16 protein-coding genes are annotated in these 22,276 nt (G+C 72.9%); 11 read left to right on the forward strand and 5 right to left on the reverse strand.

The window, feature by feature from the left end:
• Positions 1-8: 8 nt before the first annotated feature.
• The 4 genes from ADL15_RS41365 to ADL15_RS41385 all read left to right on the forward strand — a co-directional run bounded on the left by ADL15_RS41365 (position 9) and on the right by ADL15_RS41385 (position 6,329).
• Positions 9-1,349, forward strand: a complete 1,341-nt coding sequence (locus tag ADL15_RS41365) for an SWIM zinc finger family protein (protein WP_067704007.1) — start codon at positions 9-11, stop codon at positions 1,347-1,349.
• Positions 1,346-4,099, forward strand: a complete 2,754-nt coding sequence (locus tag ADL15_RS41370; RefSeq protein WP_067704010.1) for a DUF6493 family protein — start codon at positions 1,346-1,348, stop codon at positions 4,097-4,099. Before ADL15_RS41365 ends, ADL15_RS41370 begins: the two co-directional genes overlap by 4 nt.
• 602 nt (positions 4,100-4,701) lie before the next feature.
• The gene (locus ADL15_RS41380; RefSeq protein ID WP_232344876.1) at positions 4,702-5,433 is read left to right on the forward strand and encodes an RNA polymerase sigma factor; all 732 of its coding nucleotides are present in this window, start codon (positions 4,702-4,704) and stop codon (positions 5,431-5,433) included.
• The gene (locus tag ADL15_RS41385; protein WP_067704016.1) at positions 5,430-6,329 is read left to right on the forward strand and encodes a CU044_5270 family protein; all 900 of its coding nucleotides are present in this window, start codon (positions 5,430-5,432) and stop codon (positions 6,327-6,329) included. The genes ADL15_RS41380 and ADL15_RS41385 overlap by 4 nt, the downstream gene beginning before the upstream one ends.
• A 61-nt stretch (positions 6,330-6,390) precedes the next feature.
• On the opposite strand, the gene ADL15_RS41390 is transcribed toward ADL15_RS41385, so the two are convergent.
• Entirely contained in the window at positions 6,391-7,431 is a 1,041-nt protein-coding gene (locus ADL15_RS41390; RefSeq protein WP_067704019.1) for a glycoside hydrolase family 26 protein, read from the reverse strand.
• A gap of 165 nt (positions 7,432-7,596) precedes the next feature.
• Here ADL15_RS41390 and ADL15_RS41395 point away from each other — a divergent pair, with 165 nt between their 5' ends.
• Positions 7,597-8,748 carry a dipeptidase gene (locus ADL15_RS41395; RefSeq protein WP_067704022.1) on the forward strand — a complete coding sequence of 384 codons (1,152 nt, stop codon included), beginning with the start codon at positions 7,597-7,599 and terminating at the stop codon, positions 8,746-8,748.
• Positions 8,749-9,126: 378 nt separating this feature from the next.
• On the opposite strand, the gene ADL15_RS41400 is transcribed toward ADL15_RS41395, so the two are convergent.
• Positions 9,127-10,554: an APC family permease gene (locus ADL15_RS41400; RefSeq protein ID WP_232344877.1), complete on the reverse strand. Its 1,428-nt coding sequence runs from the start codon at positions 10,552-10,554 to the stop codon at positions 9,127-9,129.
• Between the two features lie 188 nt (positions 10,555-10,742).
• Between ADL15_RS41400 and ADL15_RS41405 the strand changes: the two genes are divergently transcribed.
• Positions 10,743-11,009 carry a hypothetical protein gene (locus ADL15_RS41405; protein ID WP_067704028.1) on the forward strand — a complete coding sequence of 89 codons (267 nt, stop codon included), beginning with the start codon at positions 10,743-10,745 and terminating at the stop codon, positions 11,007-11,009.
• 10 nt (positions 11,010-11,019) lie between these two features.
• Here the strand turns inward: ADL15_RS41405 and ADL15_RS41410 are convergent, their stop codons facing one another.
• A complete protein-coding gene (locus ADL15_RS41410; protein WP_232344880.1) occupies positions 11,020-11,613 on the reverse strand; it encodes a response regulator in 594 nt (197 codons plus the stop codon).
• 56 nt (positions 11,614-11,669) lie between these two features.
• Positions 11,670-12,998: a sensor histidine kinase gene (locus tag ADL15_RS41415; protein ID WP_157441948.1), complete on the reverse strand. Its 1,329-nt coding sequence runs from the start codon at positions 12,996-12,998 to the stop codon at positions 11,670-11,672.
• 131 nt (positions 12,999-13,129) lie between these two features.
• On the opposite strand from ADL15_RS41415, the gene ADL15_RS41420 reads away from it, so the two are divergent.
• The 3 genes from ADL15_RS41420 to ADL15_RS41430 all read left to right on the forward strand — a co-directional run bounded on the left by ADL15_RS41420 (position 13,130) and on the right by ADL15_RS41430 (position 17,355).
• Positions 13,130-14,029, forward strand: coding sequence for an ABC transporter ATP-binding protein (locus tag ADL15_RS41420; protein WP_067704045.1), 900 nt, complete (start codon positions 13,130-13,132; stop codon positions 14,027-14,029).
• On the forward strand, positions 14,026-14,820 hold the full coding sequence (locus ADL15_RS41425; protein WP_067704047.1) for an ABC transporter permease: 795 nt from the start codon (positions 14,026-14,028) through the stop codon (positions 14,818-14,820). Before ADL15_RS41420 ends, ADL15_RS41425 begins: the two co-directional genes overlap by 4 nt.
• A 249-nt stretch (positions 14,821-15,069) precedes the next feature.
• Positions 15,070-17,355, forward strand: coding sequence for an immune inhibitor A domain-containing protein (locus tag ADL15_RS41430; RefSeq protein WP_232344878.1), 2,286 nt, complete (start codon positions 15,070-15,072; stop codon positions 17,353-17,355).
• Here ADL15_RS41430 and ADL15_RS41435 read toward each other — a convergent pair.
• On the reverse strand, positions 17,328-18,020 hold the full coding sequence (locus ADL15_RS41435; protein WP_067704050.1) for a cyclase family protein: 693 nt from the start codon (positions 18,018-18,020) through the stop codon (positions 17,328-17,330). The two genes, ADL15_RS41430 and ADL15_RS41435, sit on opposite strands and share 28 nt — an antisense overlap.
• A gap of 59 nt (positions 18,021-18,079) precedes the next feature.
• On the opposite strand from ADL15_RS41435, the gene ADL15_RS56090 reads away from it, so the two are divergent.
• Together ADL15_RS56090 and ADL15_RS41440 are read left to right on the forward strand one after the other, a co-directional pair.
• Positions 18,080-19,054: a helix-turn-helix domain-containing protein gene (locus tag ADL15_RS56090; RefSeq protein ID WP_083972423.1), complete on the forward strand. Its 975-nt coding sequence runs from the start codon at positions 18,080-18,082 to the stop codon at positions 19,052-19,054.
• Entirely contained in the window at positions 19,051-21,606 is a 2,556-nt protein-coding gene (locus tag ADL15_RS41440) for a VIT domain-containing protein (protein WP_067704052.1), read from the forward strand. Before ADL15_RS56090 ends, ADL15_RS41440 begins: the two co-directional genes overlap by 4 nt.
• The last annotated feature ends 670 nt before the right edge of the window (positions 21,607-22,276 follow it).

Genomic DNA, 22,276 nt, shown 5'->3' on the forward strand with positions numbered 1-22,276 from the left:
TCTCGCGCATGGTTACCGCGGCATACTCGTACCTCGGTTCGTCGACTCTGGACGACGGCCTGACTCTGCAGACCTCCGGCGGCCCGGCGGCGCATCCCCGTTTCTTCACCGGCTTCCTCACCTCGCCCGGCGCCGCGGCGACCGGCCTGCTGGCCGTGGCCGAGGTGGCCCGCACGCGGTATTTCCGGCCGCTCCCCCCGGCCAGCCTCGACCCGGTGGTGACCGCCGGCTCCGACCGGCTGCGGTTCGAGTCGTTCTCCGGCTGCTGCGGCGTCTACGCCCGTCTCGACGTGCTCCCCGGCGGGCTGGACGGCGAGATCCTGGCGCACGGCACCACCAATGTCGACGTCAACCTGCCGCTGCAGCGGGCGCTGACCCGGGTCGGCCGCTCCGACCCGATGCACGTCGCGGTCGGCCCCGACGACCTGACCGTGACCACCTTCGACGGACCGCTGGTGGAGAAGAAGGTGCCGCTGCCGTCCCGCTGGCTGCGCGGCTTCGCCGAGGCGCAGGTGCTGACGTCCCGGTTCGACGCGCGCGCCGCGATCGGCGTCGCCGAGGCCCGCGCGCTCTTCCAGCGCCTGCCGGCCACCGACAAGTCCGTGCTCTGGGCGGTTCCGGCCGGGCGTTCGCTGCGCTTCACGTCCCGGCCGACGCCGGGCGCGGTCTGCCTGCCGGGCGCCGGGCGGCTGTCCGCCCTGAAACCCTTCCTTCGGTACGCGACGGGCCTGCGCGTGTTCGGCCCGGCCGTGTCGGCCGGCAGCGCCCCGGTCGCCAGCACCTGGGAGTTGAGCATGCCGACGCTGCGCCTGTCGGTGACCCTGTCGCCGGAGCCGTCGCGCGGCTTCTCCGGCGAGGGCGCGGTGCTCGAGGCGCTCGCCTCCGACGAGGTGGCCGACGACGCCGACCTGATCAGCGCCCTGCTCTCCTGGGACCCGGCGATCGACGTGGACGCGCTGGCCGGTGCTTCCGGGCTGGCCGCGGGCCGGGTGCGGGACGCGCTGACCCAGCTCGGCACGGCCGGCCGGGTGGGGTACGACGTGGCCGAGGCGGGCTATTTCCACCGCACCCTGCCGTACACGGCCGCCGCCGTCGAGCGGATGAACCCCCGGCTGGCCGGGGCCCGCGCCCTGATCTCGGCGGGTGCGGTGACGCTCGGCGCCGAGGTGTCGGTGGTGGTCAGCGGCGACGAGACCTATCACGTCCGCCACGAGTCGCAGTCCTGCACCTGCCCGTGGTGGGCGAAACACCGGGGCGGGCGCGGCCCGTGCAAACACGTCCTCGCGGTCCGGATGGCACACGCCGGCGAGACCGCCGCGACGATCGAGAAGGCCGAGGCCGCCGCATGACCACGACGACGCCGCTGACCTGGGTCGGCCTGGACCGCCGCGCCCAGCGCAACGAGGTCGGCGCGATCACCGCGCTGCTGCTCGCGGCCACCGAGGAGGAGCGCCTGGCGCTGGCCAAGGACGTCGAGGCCGGCATCAAGAACGCCGACCGGGACGGCTGGTGGCGCGGCGACACCAGCCCGACGCCGGGGCACGCGCTCGCCGTGATCGGCTGCATGCCGACCGCCGCGAAGGCCGCCGCTCTGCTGCTGCGTGGCAACATGCGCAACTGGAGCGCGGTCAAACCACGGCTGTTCATGGAGATCGCCCAGGCGCGGGAGCTGCCCTGGCTGGGTGAGCTGGGTCAGCGCCTCGCCGCGCGGACCCCGGTGCGCGAACGGTGGAACAACGACTGGCCGTTCGCGGTCACGCTGCTGCGTGCCGGTGACGCCGAGCCGCCGGTCACCGAGGGGGTGGTCCGGGCGTGGGTCGAGGGACTGCTCCGGCCCTCCGGGCGGGGAGCGCCGCAACCGCCGCTCAGCGTGCGGATGCGCGACGACCCGTTCCTCCCGGTCCTGCTGCCCGCCGTGTTCACGTTCGACGGTCTCGGCGCCGACCTGCTCAGCGACTCGTGGCAGGAGTCCGGTCCGCAGTTCCCGCCGGTGGTCGCGCACCTGGTCGCCGAGGGCACGCTGGAGCGCAAGACCGTGCTGGACCTGACCGTCGACCGGCTGGTCCGCGGCGACACACCGCACTGCCTGCGCCCGTTCACGCTGCTGCACGACGCGCTGGCGCCCAGCCTCGACGAGATGTCCAGCCACGCGCTCGACTACGCCCGGCTGCTGGCCGAGGCGCCCGGCGCGGTGGCCGGCATGGCGCAGAAGGTGCTGCGGGCCGTCGACGAGGCCGGCCGGCTGGAGCTGGAGACGCTGCTCGACACGAGTGCGGCGACCCTGGCGCGCAAGGAGAAGACCCTGGTCAAGGCGCAGCTCGGCTGGCTGGAGAAGGTGTCGCGCCGCGAGTCCGGCCGGGCCGGCGAGGTGCTCGAGACGGTCGCGGTGGCGTTCGGGCACCCGGCGCTGGACGTACAAGATCGGGCCTTGACCTTGATCGGCAAGCGGATCGGCGACCTGGACCCGGCGGCGGTGGCCCGGCTCGCCGACGCTGCCGCCGCGCTCGCCGGCGACCTGCCGGGCCGGGCCGCCGCGCTGTTCGGCACGGTCGTCGAGGCGGAACCCGCCGAGCTCCCGGAGCTGCCGCCGCCCGCCCCGCCGGCCGCGATGCCCGCGCCGATCGCCACCCCGGCCGAGCTGGCCGAGGAGGTGGCCGCGCTGGTCCACGAGCCCACCGCGATCCGCTGGGAACGCGTGCTGGCCGGCCTGGTCACGCTGAACACGACGGCCGGCCCGGCCGCGCTGGCCACCGCGTTGCAGCCGGTGCTCGACCGGTACCCGGGCGACTTCGAGGAGAACACCTGGAACCGCAGCAAGCCGCTGCTGCACCTGGGCGTCGCGATCCGCTCCGCGATCGGCACCGACAAGCCCGGCGGCCTGTGGCTCTGGCTGGTCACGTCACTGCGCACGGCCTGGCAGGACGGCCGGCGCGGCGGGGTCGACTCGGCGATCGTCCCCACCCCCGACGGCGTCCTGGCGCTCCGGGTCGCCGAGACGGTGACCCAGCTGACCAGCACCATGGTGCCGCTGCTGATGGCCACCCCGACCCACGTGACCGGCAGTCTCGACGCGGCGGTCCTGCTCGACCGGTTGCGCCGGGCCGAGTCCGAGGGCTGGCAGCCGTGGCCGGTCGACTTCGAGCAGGCCCTGCTGCGGCTGCCCCGGGTGACCGATCCGGCGGTCGCCGCCGGGGCCGCGACGCTGACCTCCCCGGCCGGCCGGCAGTTCGCCGCCTGGCTCGCCGACGGTGGCCTGCCCGACCCGGTGAGCACCCGGTTCCAGCAGGAGCCGGCCCGGCGCGGCTACACCTGGTATTCCCCGGTCGGCCGCCGGGTGGTGGCCGCCCTGACCCCGGCCCGGGGCGGCGGCCTCCGCCTGGAACGCCAGCTGCTCACGATCGCCCCGGGCCCGCACCCTGAGGAGTTCCCGAGCGCGTTCCACGACGCCGGCGACGTGCTCGCCATGGTCCTGCCGCACCATCGGGAGGTGACCGCGGCCTGGGCGCTGCCCGAGCTGGCCGCGATGACCGACCAGGAGCAGCGCGAGGGCGCGGCGGTCCTGCCCCTGCTCGCCGAGTGCTCCGGCCCGGTCGGTCCGGCGCTGGCTTATGCCGTGGCGTATGCGCTGACCGCCCGCTATCAGGAGAGCCGCATCGCCGCCGTCGACGCCTTCCTCACCCTGGCCGCCGGCCCGCCCCCGGCCCTTGCCGCTGGGCCGGCCCGTGCCACTGAGGCGGCCCGTGCCGCTGAGCCGGCCCTTCCCGGCGGGGCGGCCCCGTTTGCCGGGGCGGTTGGTGCTGCGGTGGCCGATCTCAGCGCCGATGCCACGCTGAAGTTGTCCCGGCTCGTCCCGGCCTTGGCCGAGGCGTACCGGGCGGGCGCCGCGGTCGCGGTCTGGGAGGTGCTGGCCACAGCCCTGCCGACGATGCTGGCCAGTCCACAGCGGGGGTTGCCCGATCTGCTCGAGCTGGCCAGCCAGGTGGCCGGGTCGGTCCACGCCCACACGGAGATCCCGGGCCTGGCCGAGGTGGCCTCCCGCCCCGGCTCCTCCCGCCTGATCAAGGAAGCCAAGCGCCTGCAAACCGTCCTCACCCCCTAACCAGCCCAGTCACGACCACCGCACCGTCCCGGGGGGCGCCGTCACGGGCGTGCCGGTCGGCGGGCGCGGTGCCGGTCGGCGGGCGCGGTTCAGACGCCATCACCGTCGGCGGGCACGGCCGCCTCGGCCGGCACTTCGCCGGCTGGTGCTGACGGCTGCCTCCGGGCACTCGAAACAGCCACCAGCACCAGCCGACCCCGCACGGCTGGCGGTCACGGCTGTTTGTCGCCGCTGGCTGGCCCTCAGGGGTGCCTCGCGGCCCCTGATAGACCCCTGGGGACCAGCCGGCGGGCCTCAGCCCGCGGTGGACCCCGTCGGCCCGCGGTCGCTGGGCACGCCCAGGTCCCCGGCTGGTCCTGAGGGGTGCCTCGCGGCTCTGGAGTGACCTCTCAGGACCAGCCGGCGAGCTTGGGTTGGCGCTGGAGGTTGCTGGTGGTGGGCGCGGGGGCGCGCTGCGAGGCGGGCGGGGCCAGGACCGCGGCACTAGCGACCGAGGCGGGGCAGGTGAGATGGGGGGCTGGCGGAGCGGCGAGGCAGGGGGCCGCGCGGCAGGCGGGGTTGGGGATTTGGGAACTTGGGGTGGGATGCGGACAGGACTGGGTGTGACAGCAACTATGCGCGGCCGGATCCGGGCCGGGGACGCGGACGCCTTCGGTGACCTGTTCGATGAACATGCGCAGGCCGTTTACCGGTATGCGGCCTGGATGGACGGCGATGCGGCCGGTGCTGAGGACGTGGTGTCGCTGACGTTCCTGGAGGCATGGCGGATCCGGGACACCCTGCGCCCCGACGGTGAGAGCCCGCACCCCGACGGTGAGAGCCCGCGGCCCGACGGTGAGAGCCCGCGGCCCGACGGGGAGAGCCTGCGGCCGTGGCTGCTCGGGATCGCTACCAATGTGCTGCGTAACCGGCGCCGGGCGGCGCGGCGGCACCGGGCGGCGATGTCCCGGCTGCCGGTCGGTGGCGCGGTGCCGGACTTCGCCGACGAGGTGGTCGGCCGGATGCACGACAGTGATCAGCTCACCGCGGCGACCGCGGCCCTGACAGCGCTGCGCCGCACCGACCGGGAGGTGTTCCTGCTCTGCGTCTGGCAGCAGGTGGACTACGCGGCTGCCGCAGAAGCGCTCGACATCCCGGTGGGCACGGTGCGGTCCCGGCTGTCCCGCGCCCGGGTCCGGCTCCGCACCCTGGCCGAGGTCGAACTGCACCACCGCCGCCGGCAAGAGCCCGACGCCGAGCGACACGCGCTCAGAAAACGGCCCGCGACTGAGGAACACACGGCCGGCGAAGCCGCTACCGCGAACCCCGGGTCCGTGCGGGAGGAGTACCGATGACCGACCTGCTCACCCCACCCACCGGGCCGCACCTGCCCGACGAGCGGAAGCGCCTGCTCAAGGCGCACCTGCTGACCACGATCGAGACACCCGCGCGGCAGCCCCGCCGCCGCCGGGCGCTGGTGCTCGCCGGGGGCCTGCTCGCCGCCTTCACCGTCGTACTGATGAATGTTCTTTGGCCGCAAGCGGCGGCACCGCCGTACGTAAAAATCAGTAACGGTGACCACGACGCTGCCGTGACCTTCCTCGGTATGGCGGCGGTGGCGGCGGACGCCGCGCCGGCCGCGGTCGGCGGCCAGGGGAAATACCTCTACGTCCGCTCGCGGGAGAGTCATCTGTCGGTCGACGGCGACGACGACGTGACGCTGGTCGGGCCGCGGGACCGGGAGATCTGGATTCCGCTCTTCGTCGGCGGGCACGGCGTGCTGCGTGACGGCGCGACGCCGAAGGATCTCGGCGCCTTCCGGGCGATCGACATCAACCCGGGGTTGCCGGACGACCCGGACGCGATGCTGCGCAAGGTGTACGCCGACGCCCGCAAGACCGGCAACCAGGTCGACGCGGAAGCGTTCACGCTGATCGGCGACTACCTCAGCGAGAACGAGACGGTCCTCCAGCCGACGGTCGTCGCGGCGTTGTACCAGGCGGCCGCCCGGATCCCGGGCGTGGAGCTGCTGGCGGATGCCGAGGACGGCGCCGGCCGGCACGGTGTCGCGGTGGCCCGCAGCGACGGCGGGATCCGGCACGAATGGATCTTCGATGCGGTGTCCCGCGAGTATCTGGGCGCGCGCAGCTATCTGGTCGAGGACGGCGCGTGGGGCCGGGCCGGCCTGCTGCTCTCCAGCAGCGCGGTGCTGGCAAAGACCGTGGTGGACACCCCCGGCAAAACGCCCTGACATGCGAAAACGCCGCCCGGGCGGGGGCCCGGACGGCGTTTTCAGGGGGGTGGGTGACGATTCAGCCGAGCTTCACGTCGAAGATCGGGTTGGCGGCGAGCTTCTTGAACGAGGCGAGCGAGGCCGGCGTGCTGTCGATGCTGATGTCGCGGTCGCCCTGGTCGTCGTGCTTGGTGTCGAAGTGCACGATGGCCTTGATCGCCGGACGCTTGGCGAGCTGGGCGAGAACGCTGTTGTAGACCGCCGACTTGTCGGCCTTCTTGCCGACCCGGTGGTAGGCGCCCCACTCGGCGATCATGAGAGGCTTGGTGCCGTGCTTGCTGACGGCCCAGTCGTAGAAGCCCAGGCTGCCGCCCTTGGCCTTGCGGTCGAGCAGCGCCGAGAAGTCGCCGAAGTGGTAATAACCCTTCTCCACCGAGACGTAGGAGTCCAGGCCGACCCAGTCCACGACGTCGTCACCGGGGTAGAGGGTGCTCCACCAGGACTGCGCCATCCACTTCTCGTTGCCCATGTAGGCCATCACGTTGACGACGTTCGTCACGCCCTGGCCGCGCAGGCGCAGGATGGTGTGCCGGTACATCGCCGCGAAGTCCTTGGCCTCCATGCCGGAGCCGGCCCGCGCCACCACGTCGTTCTCCGGCTCGTGGTTCAGGACCAGGAAGAACTTCTTCCCGTACGCCTTGGCCCGCGCCGCGAACGCGTCGATCCGCTTGTCCTGCTGACCCTTGGCGACGGCCGCCCAGGTGGTGCCGTACGCGATCTTCCAGTTCTCCAGCAGCACCCGCGGGCTGGCCGGGTCGTTGGTCATCGCGATCTCGGCCTTGGTCGGGAACACCTCGTTGCCCTTGTGGTACTGGTGGAAGATGCTGGCGGTCCGGCCGGACGCCTTCTCCCACGCCTTCAGCGCCTGGTCCCGCGGCGCGCTGGTGAAGCCACCGGCGGCACCGCCCCAGAGCACGCCACAGGTCGGTACCAGCTTCGCGCCGGTCACGCATCCCGCGTCGGCGGCCTGCGCGGCCTGTGCCGGCGTGGCCACCGCGGCGCCGAACCCGGCGGCGAGGGCGGTCAGCGTCAGTACGGTCTTACGCAGCGTCGAACGCATCAAGATTTGGATTCCCCCCGGTTGTCCAGCGGTGTTGCCCGCCGGGCATGGAGAGAAGATTCCGGGACGCGCGGTGCACGCCGAGTGCCCGTGCCGGTGCGGGTCAGTTGCGGACGTCCGGGTGTCTGGCTTGCTTCCCGGGCCGCGCACCGGTAGCCAGAGCAGATGTGGATCTTCGACGGGCACAATGACCTGGCCATGCGGTTGCGCGAGGCGCACGGATCGAGCGTCGACGGGCTCGACCGGGCACGACCGGAACTGCACACCGATCTGCCGCGCCTGCGCACCGGCCGGGTCGGCGCGCAGTTCTGGTCCGTCTTCGTGCCGTCCGACCTGCCCGAGCCGGAGGCGGTGACGCACACGCTCGAGCAGATCGACATCGTGTACCGGCTGATCGCGGCGTACCCGGATACGCTCGAGGCGGCCCGTACCGCCGACGACGTGGAACGGATCGTGGCGGCGGGCCGGATCGCGTCGCTGATCGGCATCGAGGGCGGCCACTGCCTGGCGCGATCACCCGGCGTGCTGAGGTCGTTCGCGCGGCTCGGCGTCCGCTACGTCACGCTCACCCACAACAACCACACCGCGTGGGCCGACTCCGCTGCTTCGCCGCCGGAGATCGGCGGGCTCACGGTCGAAGGACATGCTTTGGTACGGGAGATGCAGCGTATCGGCGTGCTCGTCGACCTGTCCCACGTCGCCACCGCGACCATGCACGCGGCGCTGGACGAGGCGGCCGCGCCGGTGATCTTCAGCCACTCGGGGGCCCGCGCGATCACCGACCACCCGCGCAACGTCCCCGACGACGTGCTGGAGCGGCTCCCCGGCAACGGCGGGGTGGTGCAGTTGCCGTTCGTCGCGTACTTCGTCTCGGCGGCCGCGCTGGCCTGGCGCCGGGCGGCCGACGCGGAGTGGCAGCGGCTCGGGCTCCCGCCGATCGAGGACGACTGGCCGCGGGGCCCGCGCGCCGGGGAGGCCGAGCCGCCGGTCGCCCGGGTGGTCGACGAGCGGGCCGAGCCGGCGTTCCAGGCCTGGCTCGCGGCGAACCCCGAACCGGCGGCGACGGTCGCCGACGTGGCCGACCACGTCGAGCACGCGCGGGCGGTGGCCGGGATCGATCACGTCGGGCTGGGCGGGGACTTCGACGGGACTCCGGCCGTACCGGTGGATCTTCCGGACGTGGCGGGGTACCCGAACCTCCTCGCCGAGCTGGCGGGGCGGGGATGGTCGGAGTCCGAGCTGCGGAAGCTGGCTCATGGGAACGTGCTGCGGGTGTTGCGGGAGGCGGATCAGTACGCCGCTTCTTCCCTGGTGTGACCCTTGCCGTGCGTGCCGTGCGTGCCTTGCCGCGGGCCGGGTTCGCTCACCTTGTGTGACGGAGATTACCGTCCTGGGCGGCGTGCTTTTGCCGCCGCCCAGGGTGCCGGCCTGCAGGATGGGCCGGAAGTTTTCGGATCCGCCGGAGCCCGACCAGTGGGTTCGGATGCCGGGAGCGCCGGCGGATCAGCCGGCTGACCGCCGTAAAACTTCTTGGGTTTCGCGACGGCTGCCGGATGTTCAGCGGTGTGGGACGCGTGAACGTGAAGATCATACGGTTGGTGATCTACGGGTCCGGCAGCCGGGTGGCCCATATCGACGGACATTTCCGCCTCACCACGACAGTGGTGCGGCGGCTCGCAGGCCGCCGCACCCCGTTCACTCTCGGTGACCGTTTTCCGCTTCCTCGACGACCTCCTCGGACGTCGCCCGCTGTGCCGGGATGTCGGGCCCGGCCGTTCCGGGCGGCAGGCCCGTGCCGATCGCGGCGAACACCTCGGGCGCGTCCCGGCGCAGCCGGTGGCCCCACCAGATGCCGGCCAGGTAGACGGCGAGGAACGCCACCGGCGGCAGCCACACCTTGACCGGGTTGTCGGAGTCCAGCAGGTCGCCGAAGAACGCCACCGACAGCAGCAGCATCAGCACCAGGAAGACCGCGGCGATCCACGGCGCGATCGCCCGGCGCCACCGCGTCTCGCCGTGCGCGTCGGACCGGAAGTACCGGACCACCGCGATCGACGCGATCGTCATCAGCGCGAGCACACCCAGACCGCCGGAGACCGTGCCGAAGAAGAACAGGTCGGTGGTCGGGTTCAGCACCAGCGCCGCGAACACCAGCAGCACCACGAGGGCCAGCCCGGACTGGGCCACCGACGCGGCGACCGGCACGCCGTCGCGGGTGCGGGCCAGCGGCCGCGGCAGCACACCCTCGCGGGCCACGGTGAGCGCGTACCGGGCGACCGTGTGGTGGAAGGCCAGCAGCGCCGCGAACAGGCTGGTGGCGAAGAAGACCCGGGCCAGGTCGGTGATCGCCGACGGCAGGAACGGGTCGGGGAGCACGAAGAACAGGTCGTTGAGGTACTGGGCGGCGACGTCGATGATCCGGTCCGGTCCAGCCACCACGGACATCGCCCAGGCGGAGCCACCGTAGAGGACCGCGGCCACGCCCAGCGTCATGAAGATCGCGCGGGCCACCGTGCGGCGCGGGTCCCGGGCCTCCGCCGCGTAGACCAGCGGCGACTCGAACCCGACCATCCCGGCGACCGCACCGACCAGCAGCGACACCCCGCCGGCGCTGGCGATCAGCGTCGGGTTGACGGTGTCGAAGGTGACCGTGCCACCGGCCGGGTGACCGATCATCACCGCGTCGAGGGTGAGCACGATCAGCACCTCGGCGCAGACCAGGACGGTCAGGATGCGGGCGTTGAAGTCGATCTGCCGCAGGCCGAGCACGCCGACCAGCACCCAGCCCAGCAGCGCCCAGACGATCCAGGACATCTTCAGCCCGAAGATCGCCGCGGCGTTGTGCGCGGCCACACCGAACGCGCCGTACAGGCCGATCTGCATGGCGTTGTAGGCGAGCAGCGCGATGAAGGCGGTGCCGACGCCGGCCGGGCGGGTCAGGCCCTTGGCCGCGTACGCGTAGAAGGCGCCGCTGTTCGGAACGTGCCGGGCCATCGCGGTCAGCCCGACCGTGAAGATCGCCAGAACCACGGCCACCAGCACGTAGGCGACCGGGATTCCTTTCTCTTTGACCTCCCCGTACCCGAGGGGAAGCGCACCGGCGACGACGGTGAGTGGCGTCATGGCGGAAACCGCTATGACGAACACCGACCAGGTGCCTAGTTTGCGGGTTTTCTGATCGGTAAGCCCCGTCTCAGCCACGGCGCCTCCTGTCCACAGCGGATCAGTGCCAAGACGCCGAAGATATCGAAGTTACCCGATCTTGGGGCGGTTGGTTTCCGCTGCTGCCCGACACGGGTAGATTCGTGCCTATGCCCATCGGCCCGCAGCCCCGTGGCCGTCGCGGAACCGTCGACGAGCCGTACAGCCCGCTCAACCTCCGGCTGATCCTCGCCGCGTTCGGGCTGCTGGTCTGCACCGTGCTGTCGATCGTGCTGTTCCGCACCGGCTGGACCGTGCCCGGGTGGCTGCTGGCGGCCTGGGCGGTGGTCGCCCTGATCGACATCGTGGTGATCCAGATGCGGCGCCGGGCGCGGGATCGGGCCGAGGGCGGCCGGGGGCACAGCCTCTTCGAGTAGCTCTCCTGGCTCAGGCGAGGCCCGCGTCGTGGACCAGCAGGGCGATCTGCACCCGGTTGTTCAGGTCGAGCTTGGTCAGCACCCGGGAGACGTGCGCTTTCACGGTGGCGACCGACATGAACAGCTGTGTCGCGATCTCCGCGTTCGTCCGGCCCTGCGCCACCGCGAGCGCCACGTCGAGCTCCCGCGTGCTCAGCTGATCCAGCCGCCGCTCGGAGTGCCCGCGGTCCGGGGCCGGCGCGGTGGTGACGTGCGTGATCAGCTGCCGGGTCACGCTCGGTGACAGCGTTGCCTCGCCGGCCGCCACGCGCAGCACCGCGTCCCGGATCCGGGCCGGCGCGGTGTCCTTGAGCAGGAATCCGGCGGCGCCGGCCCGCAGCGCGCGCAACACGTACTCGTCCGCGTCGAACGTGGTCAGGACCAGCACCTCGGGCGCGCCCGGCCGGCGGCGCAGGGTCTCGGTGGCGGCCAGGCCGTCGATCCCGGGCATCCGGATGTCCATCAGCACGACGTCGGGCCGGTGCTCGGCGACCGCGGCCGGCACCTCACCGCCGTCGGACGCCTCCCCCACCACCCGGACGTCGTCCGCACCGCTGAGGATCATCCGCAGCCCGGCCCGGACCAGCGCGTCGTCATCGACGATCAGCACCCGGACCGGGGTCACGGGGCCTCCACCGCGGCCACCAGCGGGCCTGGCGTGCCTTCCCCGGCGAGCGGTTCTTCCCCTGCCACGTCCGGCTCCCTCGCGGCGGCTGGTGCGGCTTCCCAGGGGAGCCAGGCTTCGAGGTGGAAGGCGCCGTCGCGGGGGCCGTAGGTCAGCCGGCCGCCGGCCAGCGAGGCACGCTCGTTGAGGCCGACCAGGCCGGTGCCGGCGCCCGGGATCGGCCGGGCGGGCGCGCTGACCGGCAACGGGTTGACGATCTCCAGGGTCAGACCCTCGCCGGGCCGGCCCGCGACCGTCATCCGCACCACCGCGCCGGTGGCGTGCTTGCGGGCGTTCGTCAGACCCTCCTGCACCATCCGGTACGCCGCCCGCCCGACCCCGGCCGGCACCGCGCCCGGATCGACGGTCACGTCGAACGACACCCGGTCACCCGCCGCCCGGGCCTCCTCGACCAGGGCGGGCAGCGCGCTCAGGGTGGGCTGCGGCCGCTCCGGTCCGGGCTCGGCCTCGGACTGCCCGGCTCGCAGCACCCCGATCACCGCCCGCAGATCCTGCAACGCCTGATGTGCGCTGGCCCGGACCACCGCCGCCGCTCCGGCGATCTCTTCCGGTGGCGCGTCCGGCCGGAACTCCAGCGCCCCGGCGTGCAGGCTGAGCAGCGAGATCCGGTGCGCCAGGACGTCGTGCATCTCCCGGGCGATCCGGGTGCGTTCCAGCGTACGGGCCTGCTCGACCCGCAACTGCTGCTCCGACTCGGCCCGGGCGGCCCGGTCGCGCCAGGAGAGGAGCAGCTCACGGCGGGCCCGGACCACCATCCCCCAGAGCGCGATGATCAGCACGATCGCCACGCCCCAGAAGACGCTCTCCCAGAAGCTGGATTCCTTGTCCGGCCGGGCCCCGGCGAAGATCATATTGGTCAGGACGGCGAGACCGGCATAACCGGCCAGCACCGCGAAACGGCGGTGCACGGCCACCGTGAGCAGGACGATGAACATGGTGAGCGCGCCGGCCACGCTGAACGCGGAGAGCACCAGCGTGAGGATCGCCAGCGGGGTCAGGAAACGACGCCGCCACCACAGGGCGATCCCGGCGATGCCGCTGACCACCCCGTCGGTCACGATCACCCAGTCCGGCGACGGGTGCCACTCCTGCACCAGGGTCGGATTCGGGCCGAGCAGATCGGCAGTGGCCCACACGGTGAACCCGAACCCGATCACGAAGCAGAGACTGTCGACCACCCAGTCACGGGTGGACCGGCGCGCCGGTGTGCCCGGCTCGGCGAACACCACGGCCGGCAACAACCAGCTGAACTCGACACCTCTCACCCGCCCGACTCTACGAGCGGGCGGACCCCGGCCGATACCGACCAAAGTCGTAACCGGAAGCTAGACCAAGGTTCCCGGGCATCGACCCTCGGCCGCAGCAACGGCGACCGTCCGGCCCGCAGGCTGAGCCCATGATTACGGTCGAGAACCTCACCAAGCGGTACGGCGCCCAGCGCGCCGTCGACGACGTGTCGTTCACCTGCGAGCCCGGCACGGTCACCGGTTTCCTCGGTCCGAACGGCGCCGGCAAGTCCACCACCATGCGGATGATCTGCGGGCTGACCCCGCCCACCTCGGGCTCCGCCACCGTGTCCGGCGTGCCCTACCGCCGGCTCGGCAACCCGGGACGGCACGTCGGCGTGCTGCTCGACGCGTCCGCGCAGCACGCCGGGCGTACCGGCCGGGAGACCCTGGCCCTGGCCGCCATGACGATGGGGCTGGACACCGCCCGGGTGCCGGAGCGACTGGCCCGGGTCGGGTTGAACGCCACCGCCGGGAAGCGCCGGGTGCGGGCGTACTCGCTGGGCATGCGCCAGCGGCTCGGGCTGGCCTACGCGATGCTCGGCGACCCGGCCGTGCTGATCCTCGACGAGCCGGCCAACGGCCTCGACCCGGAGGGGATCTTCTGGATGCGGGGGCTGCTGCGCGAGTTCGCCGACCGGGGCGGCACCGTGCTGCTCTCCTCGCACCTGCTGCGCGAGGTGGAGGCGGTCGCCGACCGCCTGGTCATGATCGGCGGAGGCCGGATCCTCACCCAGGGCGACAAGGACGTGCTGCTCGGCGCGGGCGGCACGGTGGTCCGGCCGGAGGACCCGGCGGCCTTCGACGCCCTGCTGCGGCGCCTGGAGCTGACCGGTTCCCGCTCCGCGGACGGGACCGTCCTGGTGCAGTCCGAGCCGGCGCCGATCGCCCGGGCCGCGGCCGCGACCGGGGTGGTGCTGCTGGAGGTGCGCCCGGCCGGCGCCGGCGGCCTCGAGGAGATGTTCCTGCGCCTGACCGGCACCACCGACCCGACCGAGGTGACCCGATGACGACCACCACCAAACCGGCCACGACCACACCGGCCGCCCCGGCCACGATCACCACCGGTCGCCTGCCGATGGCCCGGCTGACCCTGGTGGAGCTGCGCAAGCTGGCCGACACCCGGGCCGGGTTCTGGCTACTGGTGGTGATCGGCCTGGCCACCGCGGGCACCTCGGCGATCATCCTGGGCTGGTCCGCCGACCAGGAGATGACCTTCGAGGGCTTCTTCGCCTTCGGCCTGCTGCCCTCCGCCGTGCTGCTGCCGGTGCTGGGCGTGCTGTCGGTGACCAGCGAGTGGTCGCAGCGCACCGCATTGTCCACGTTCACCCTGGTGCCCACCCGGGGGCGGGTGCTGATCGCCAAGGTGACCGCCGGGGTGCTGATCGCGGTGGCGGCGACCGTGGCCACCGCCGCACTCAGCGCCGTCGCGAACGTGCTCGGCCGGGCCCTGGGCGGCGACGGCGCCTGGCACCTCGACGCGTCGCTGCTCTGGCAGGGCCTGTTGCTGCAGGTGATCTTCGTGCTGATGGGGATCGGGTTCGGCGCGCTGCTGCTGAGCACCCCGCTGGCGATCGTGCTGTACTTCGCGCTGCCGATGGTCTGGACGATCCTCGGCGAGATGATCAAAGGGCTGCACACGGCGGCCGGCTGGCTGGATCTGAACGTGACGACCGCCCCGCTGTCCGACGCCGACATGACCGGCAACGAGTACGCCCGGCTCGCCGTGGCCACCGCGGTCTGGGTGCTCGTGCCGCTGGTCGCCGGGACCGTCCGGGTCCTGCGCCGCGAGGTGACCTGACCGGCGCCGTGCCGGGCCGCCACCCCGAGCGGGGGTGAGCCCGGCGCGGCGTGGGGCCGATTTCGGGTCGCCGGGACCGCCGGGGTGCCATCCTGGAGGGTGGTTCACACCCCTCGTTGACCTGCCGGAACGAGGGTGGCGGGATGGTTCATGATCGAATGCGCGTGTTGATGTCATACGCACGATTAGGCAGGTAACGTCCGCTTCGTGAAACGCACCGGTTTTGCCAGTCTCGCGGCAATCGTGGCCATGACCCCGCTCCTCACCAGCCCAGCCGAGGCGCAGCAGCGGCCGCACGCCCCCGTACGCGGGCAGGCCGGGACGCCGCCGGAGCGGGACGGCCGGGAGCTCACCCGTACCCATCTGAATCTCGGTGGGAAAGCGCTGCCGGCGGCGCGCTATCGGCCGCAACCCACCGCCCGCCGGGCGCCCGCGGCGACGCCGGCGGTCGGCACCGTGCGCAGCTGGGTGGGGCTGGACGACACCGACGGTGACCTGTACCGCAAGGACTACACGCTGCGGGCGGTCGGCAAGCACATCGAGGTCTGGGTCGCCAAGGACATCGCCTTCCCGGCGGCCGACTGCCGCAAGAACGCCGCCGAGGTGACCGACGCGCAGGTGGCCGATCTGGTCGGCCAGTTCGACAACGACATCTACCCGAAGGAGACGGCGGCCTTCAGCACACCGCCGAACCGGTCGGGGGCCGATCCGGGCATGGCCGGCGATTTCACCGGCGACGGCGACAAGACGGTCACCCTTGTCGACAACGTCCGCGACGACAACTACTACCACTTCCCGGAGCGGCCGACCTACATCGCGGGGTTCTTCTCCGCGCAGCTCAACGAGCTGTTCGACCGCAACGTGATGACCATCGACGCCTACGACTGGCAGCACCGGCTCGGCAAGAACCCGAAGAACGAGCCGACCGACGACCTGTGCACCAGCCGCCCGGCCCGGCCCCGGATGTACGAGGGCACCTTCGCCCACGAGTGGCAGCACCTGCTGGAGTACTACTCCGACCCGCGCGAGGCGGACTGGCTCAACGAGGGGCTGTCCGATTATGCACAGACCCTGGTCGGCTATGTGGACGCCCGGATCGGCGTGCACCACCCCGGTTACGACAGTCACCTCGCCTGCTACCAGGGCTTCGGCAACGTGAAGACGACCTACAACGCGAACCCGCGCGAGTGTGGCGGCCCGCAGAACTCGCTGAACCTGTGGGACGAGGGCGACCCCAACGAGGTGCTCGCCGATTACGGCATCACCTATCAGCTGATGGTCTACCTGCGGGACCGGTTCGGCGCGAAGCTGCTCTCCACGCTGCACCGGGACAAGGAGCACCAGGCGCTGGCCGCGGTGCAGGCGGCGCTGCCGAAGGGGGTCGAGCTCACCGACGTGCTGCACGACTTCCAGGTGATGACCCTGGTCGACAAGGAGGTCGGCGGGCCCGGCGGCCGGATCCTCGGGGTGCCTCGGGAGCGGGTCACCGCGGCCAGCCTGCGCTCCACGGTCAACCTGGAGAACAAGGCGTCCTACGACCGGCCCGGCGCGGCGCCGAACGGCGCCGATTACATCCGCCTGCCGCAGGGTCTGATCCGGACGGTGACCTTCCGCGGCGCGGCCACCCTGCCGCCGACCCCGCTCACCTGGAAGATCGACTCCGAGCTGCTCTTCTCCGGCGACGCCCCGGACACCGACGAGACCGCGGCGCGGCAGGCCGAGGTGCCGGTCGACGACCCGGTGCTGCGGATCAAGACCACCTACGGCCTGGAGAAGGACTTCGACTTCGGCTACGTCACGGTCTCCACCGACGGGGGCAGGACATACCAGGTGGTGGCCGGGGACAGCACGGTCAAGGGCCCGCTCGGCGCCGGCCTCACCGGGCTGGCCGCCGACGTGACGGTCAGCTACGACCTGAAGGCCTACGCCGGACAGAAGGTCCTGCTGGGCTTCCGTTACGTCAGCGACGCCGCGGTCAACCAGGGCGGCTGGCACATCGGCCAGATCACGCTCGGCAAGACCTCGGTGGTGAGCACCTCGCTGGACGGCTGGAAGTCGCCCACCCAGTGGCACCCGGTGCCGGTGAACGCGTGGCACGTGCGGCTGGTCGGGCTGAGCCGGGGACGGGCCGCGGTCGTGCCGATCGAGCAGGTGGACCGGCTGCGCGGCTTCGCCAAGGTGGTGGCGATCGTGACCCAGGACGACCCGAGCGGGACGGTCACCCAGTACGCCCCCTACACCCTCACCGTCGACGGCGTGGTGCAGCCGGGCGGGGGCGATCAGCCCGCCGCCGCGTCCGCGGCACGGCCTCGATCCGCCTCCGTGACTTCCGTGGCGCGGCACCGGTCCACCTCCCCGGCTTCCGTGGCGCGGCCTCGCTCCGGCGGCGTCGCACGGCCCGGTGCCGGTGCCGTCGTGCGGCCCGATGCCGGTGCCGTCGCCCGGCCCGATGCCGGTGCCGGTGCCGTCGCGCGGCCCGATGCCGGGATCGGCGCTGATGCCCGTGATCATGTCGCTGGGGGCAGCACGCCGTAGATGAGTGCCGGAGAACCGGAACCGGCTCGATTGATCTGCCCGCCACACAGGACCCAGGCTCCGGTGGCGGGCAGCTCTGCGAGATGGGCCAGCACCTCCAGGCTGATCCGGCGGCGTCGATAGACCAGCTTGGACACGGTGAACTCGGTGTCGGTGCTGACATCCGGACTGAACGCGTCGGTGCCGGTGCCGCCCCGCTCCCCCAGCCGCCCGGTCTCCACCAGCCAGCGCACCGCCTCCGGAGCGAAGCCGGGATGCCGGCCGAACGCCTCCGAGCCGAACAGCTTGGCCCAGCCGGTCCAGATGATCACCACGGACTCGTCCGGGATCCGGCCGTGCTGCTCCTCCCAGGCCTGCAGCTCGGCGACGGTCACCGCGTGCCCCGGGTCGGCGGCGCAGGCGGCCCGCACGTCGACCCGGACCGCCGGGCGGAACAGGTCGGCCGGCTCCAGCTCGTCGGCGAGCAGCCCGCCCGCGGTGAAGTGACCCGGCGCGCCCCAGTGCGTGCCGGTGTGCTCGCTGCCGCGCACCGCCCGCAGGTAATAGCCGTGTTTCTCCAGGGTGGCCACCGTCTCCAGCGCGAAGGGTGGATCACCGGGATAGACGCTGATCAGCGCAGGGTCGTTGACGTGCGACAGGCTCACCAGCTTCAACCGCTCAAGCATGCTGTCATCCTGCCATGAAACGTTGACACTGTCACGATGACAGTGTCATGATTCTTGGCATGTGGACGATGGAGGAGCTGATCGACCGGGTGCGCGCCGCGCTCACCGCGGAATATTCCGGTGCCCCCAACGGCCGTGTCCGAGACCTGCCGGACCGCCGCTCGATCCGGTGGTATTCGACGATCGGCCTGGTCGACCGGCCGCTCGGGATGCGCGGCCGCAACGCGCTCTACGGTCCGCGCCACCTGCTGCAACTCGTCGCGATCAAGCGACTCCAGGCGGCCGGGCGCACTCTCGCCGAGATCCAGGCCGAGCTGGCCGGCGCGTCGGAGGCGACGCTCACCGCGGCCGCCCGGGTGCCGGCCGACCTGCTGAGCACCGATCCGCTGCCGCCGGTCGCGGTCGCCCGGCAGCCGTTCTGGAAGGCCGCGCCCGCTTCTCCGGCCCCGTCACCGGGTCCGATCGGGGCAGGCGTCCCCGCGGCACCCTCCGCCCCCTCAGGATCGCCGGCTGCCGCCTCTCCCGCGTCGCCTGCGGCCGCCGGACCAGCCGCTTCTTCCGGACCACCGGCAACCTCCGACTCACCTGCTTCCTCCAGACCGCCCGCAACCTCCAGACCGCCCGCTTCCTCTGGAGCGGATTCTGGTCCTGGCTCCGGTCCGCTTGTGGAACCTCCTGCGGGGCCAGCCGATCTCGGTGCCGACTGGGCCTTCCCCGCGACCGGCAGGCCGCCCCGCACCGGCCGGGCCGGACCTCGCGAGCGGTCACCGCAGGCGGTTCCCGGCGGGTTTTCCCTCGGAACCCCTTTCGGTACGCCGGAGGTGCCCCCACCTGCGGCCGACCCGCCGGGCGGATGGCCCGCCCCCGCGCTGGACGGACTGCTCACCGGCGTGCCGCTGGGCGCCGGCGTGATCCTGCTGGTGCCCAGCGCCCTGCACCTCGACCACACCGACCGTGCCGAGCTAGCCCTCGCGGCCCGGCCACTGCTCGACCTGCTCGCGTCCCGTGGGCTCAGCGATAGGAGAGATTCGTGATCATCTACGTCAATCCGATGAGCCGGGGCGAACTCGACCGGGTCCGGGACGTCCCGGAGTCCGGCCTCGGCACCATGCGCACCGAGCGGGGCAACCTCCCGCTGGACCGGCTCGACGTGCAGGCCGCGATCAGCGGCCTGGTGGCGCGCACCGAGGTGACCGCCGAGTTCGTCAACACGCACGACGCCGCGCTCGAGGCGACGTATGTGTTCCCGCTGCCCGACCGGGCCGCCGTCGTCGGCATGACGATGACCGCCGACGACCGCACCGTCACCGCTGAGCTGCGCGAGCGCGGCGCCGCCCGCGAGCAGTACGACCAGGCCATCGCGGCCGGCCAGCGGGCGTCGATCGCCGAGGAGGAGCGGCCCGACGTGTTCACCATGCGGGCCGGCAACATCCTGCCCGGCGAGCGGATCGTGGTGCGGCTGCGGTTGGTCGGCCCGATGCCGTTCGAGGACGACGCCGCCACGTTCCGGTTCCCGCTGGTCGTGGCCCCGCGCTACATCCCCGGCGGAGCGCTGCCGGGTCCGTACTCCGGCGAAGGCCAGGCCACGGACACCGATGCCGTGCCGGACGCCTCCCGCATCTCCCCACCGGTGCTGCTGCCCGGCTTCCCCAACCCGTTGCGGCTCTCGATCGGCGTGACCGTGGACCCGGCCGGGCTGGAGCTCGGCGAGGTCCGGTCCAGCCTGCACACCGTCTCCGAGCAGGACGGGACGCTGCGGATCGCTCCTGGCGAGCGCGCCGACCGCGACTTCGTGCTGCGCCTGGCGTACGCGCCCGGCGGCCAGACCGCGGTGGCGGTGCCCGACGACGAGGGCGACGAGGGCACCTACCAGGTGGTCGTCCTGCCGCCCGCCGGCGAGGCACCGCCCCGCCCGAAGGACGTGGTGCTGCTGCTGGACCGCTCCGGCAGCATGGGCGGCTGGAAGATGGTGGCCGCCCGGCGGGCCGCGGCGCGGGTCATCGACACGCTGACCACGGCCGACCGGTTCGCGGTGCTGACCTTCGACCACTACGTGGAGCAGCCGGAGGGGCTGGCCGCCGGGCTGAGCGAGGCCACCGACCGCAACCGGTACCGCGCGGTCGAGCACCTGGCCCGGGCCGACGCCCGGGGCGGCACCGACCTGCTCGCCCCGCTGACCACCGGGCTCGGCCTGCTCGCCGACAGCACCGGGCGGGACCGGGTGCTGGTGCTGGTCACCGACGGGCAGGTGGGCAACGAGGACCAGATCGTCCACGACGTCACGCCGCTGATCGGTTCCACCCGGCTGCACACCATCGGCATCGACCGCGCGGTCAACGCCGGCTTCCTCGGGCGGCTCGCCGCGCTCGGCGCCGGCCGGGCCGAGCTGGTGGAGAGCGAGGACCGGCTGGACACCGCCATGGAGCACATCCACCGGCGGATCGGCGCTCCCCTGGTCACCGGGCTGACGCTGATCGGTGAGGGGTTCACCCCGGTCGAGGGGACGCGTACTCCGCTGCGGCTGCCCGGGCTCTATCCGGGGGTGCCGCTGGTGGTCACCGGGCGCTATTCCGGCACCGCGACGGGGACTGTCACGGTGACCGGGACGACCCGCGACGATCAGGCGTTCCGCACCACTGTGGCGGTGCAGCAGCGAGCCGAGCCGGCGATCACCAAGCAGTGGGCGCGGGCGCGGCTGCGGGATCTCGAGGACGCGTACACCGCCGGGGACTACTCGCTCGAGCAGCAGGTGGTGGACACCTCTCTGCGGTTCGGGGTGCTGTGCCGGTTCACCGCGTACGTGGCGGTCGACGAGCGGGTGGTGAACCAGGGCGGAAAGGTCCAGCGGGTCACCCAGCCGGTCGAGATGCCGTCCGGCTGGGAGTCGCCGGCGCCGGTCGCGGCCGGGATGTTCCTCGCCTCGGCCGCCTCCTCACCGTTCCCGAACCCGACAGGCGCCATGCCGCCGCCCCCGCCGATGTTCGCGCCGCCCGCACCGGCACCGGGCGGGCCGGCGCCCAGCGGGCCGAGCTACATGCCGAGCGGGCCGCCACCCAGCGGCCCGAGCTACGCCCCGGTCAGCGCGGACACCTCTGCCGCGCCGGGCGGGAGCGGCGTCTCCGCCAAGAAGGCCGGTGTCTGGCTCGGCCTGACCGAGTCGGACGACGCGGCGGACGCCGGTGGCCCGGTGTTCGGGGGTCCCTCCCCGGCGCAGCGGCCGCGCGGCGGCATGGCCAGGTCCGCCCCGGTGCGCGGCTTCGCCCGGGCCCGCTCGCGGGACCAGGCCAGTGGCGGTGTGCCGATCGGCGACGTGCGCGCCCTGGCCACGGTCGAGGCGGGCCGGTTGCGCGACGCCGCGGACCAGCCCGCCTACGAGCGGCGCGACCTGCTCGACGACCTGGTCAGCCGGCTCACTGTGCTGCTCACGCCGCTGACGGGGGACGAGTTCGGCCCGCTGCACGACCTGCTCACGTTCCTCGGCGGCGACGCCACCGTCGACGAGAAGTGGGCCACCGCCGTGCAGGTCCTGACCGATTTCGGCAGCGGCACACCCGAGCCCACCGCCAAACCGTTCTGGGAACGCTGACCCGACGGGCTCGTATCCACCCGCTGCCGGCAATCCGCCGGCAGCGGGGCGGTGCCCAGACCTCCGGCCGAAGCCACAGACCACGACGACAGGCCACAGTGCCCGGCGGCGTCGAGGAAAAGAGCCCCACCCCTGACCTCCAGGCCGCCCCTGTCCGCAAGCCCACCCCTGGCCACCCCGAGGCCCGACGCCCAGCGCAAGAACTGACAGGCGACCCAATACCCGACGGACAACGCGCGGCCTGCGGCCTGACGGGCGACGCAATACCCAACCGGCAACGCGCGGCACGACGGGGCGATGGGGCGATGGGGCGATGGGGCGACGCAATACCGGCGGGCGACGCGCGGCGCGACGGGCGGCGGGCGGCGCGACGGGCGGCAGGCGGCGGGCGGCGCGGCAGGCGGCGGGCGGCGCGGCAGGCGGCGGGCGACGGGCGACGGGCGACGGGCGACGGGCGACGGGCGACGGGCGACGGGCGACGGGCGACGGGCGACGGGCGGCGGGCGACGGGCGACGGGCGGCGGGCGGCGCAAGGTCCGACAAAGCGGCGCCAGGAAGGGGCGGCTGGCTGCGCGACTGTAAGGAAATCGACAGATCGGAATGGATGTGGGCGGCCGTCCCGGCGCCACAACCGACCAGCCGCCTGGAGGGATCGGCTGGTCAGCCTCGG

Origin of the sequence: Actinoplanes awajinensis subsp. mycoplanecinus (assembly GCF_001509495.1) — a bacterium.
Lineage (GTDB): Bacteria > Actinomycetota > Actinomycetes > Mycobacteriales > Micromonosporaceae > Actinoplanes > Actinoplanes palleronii.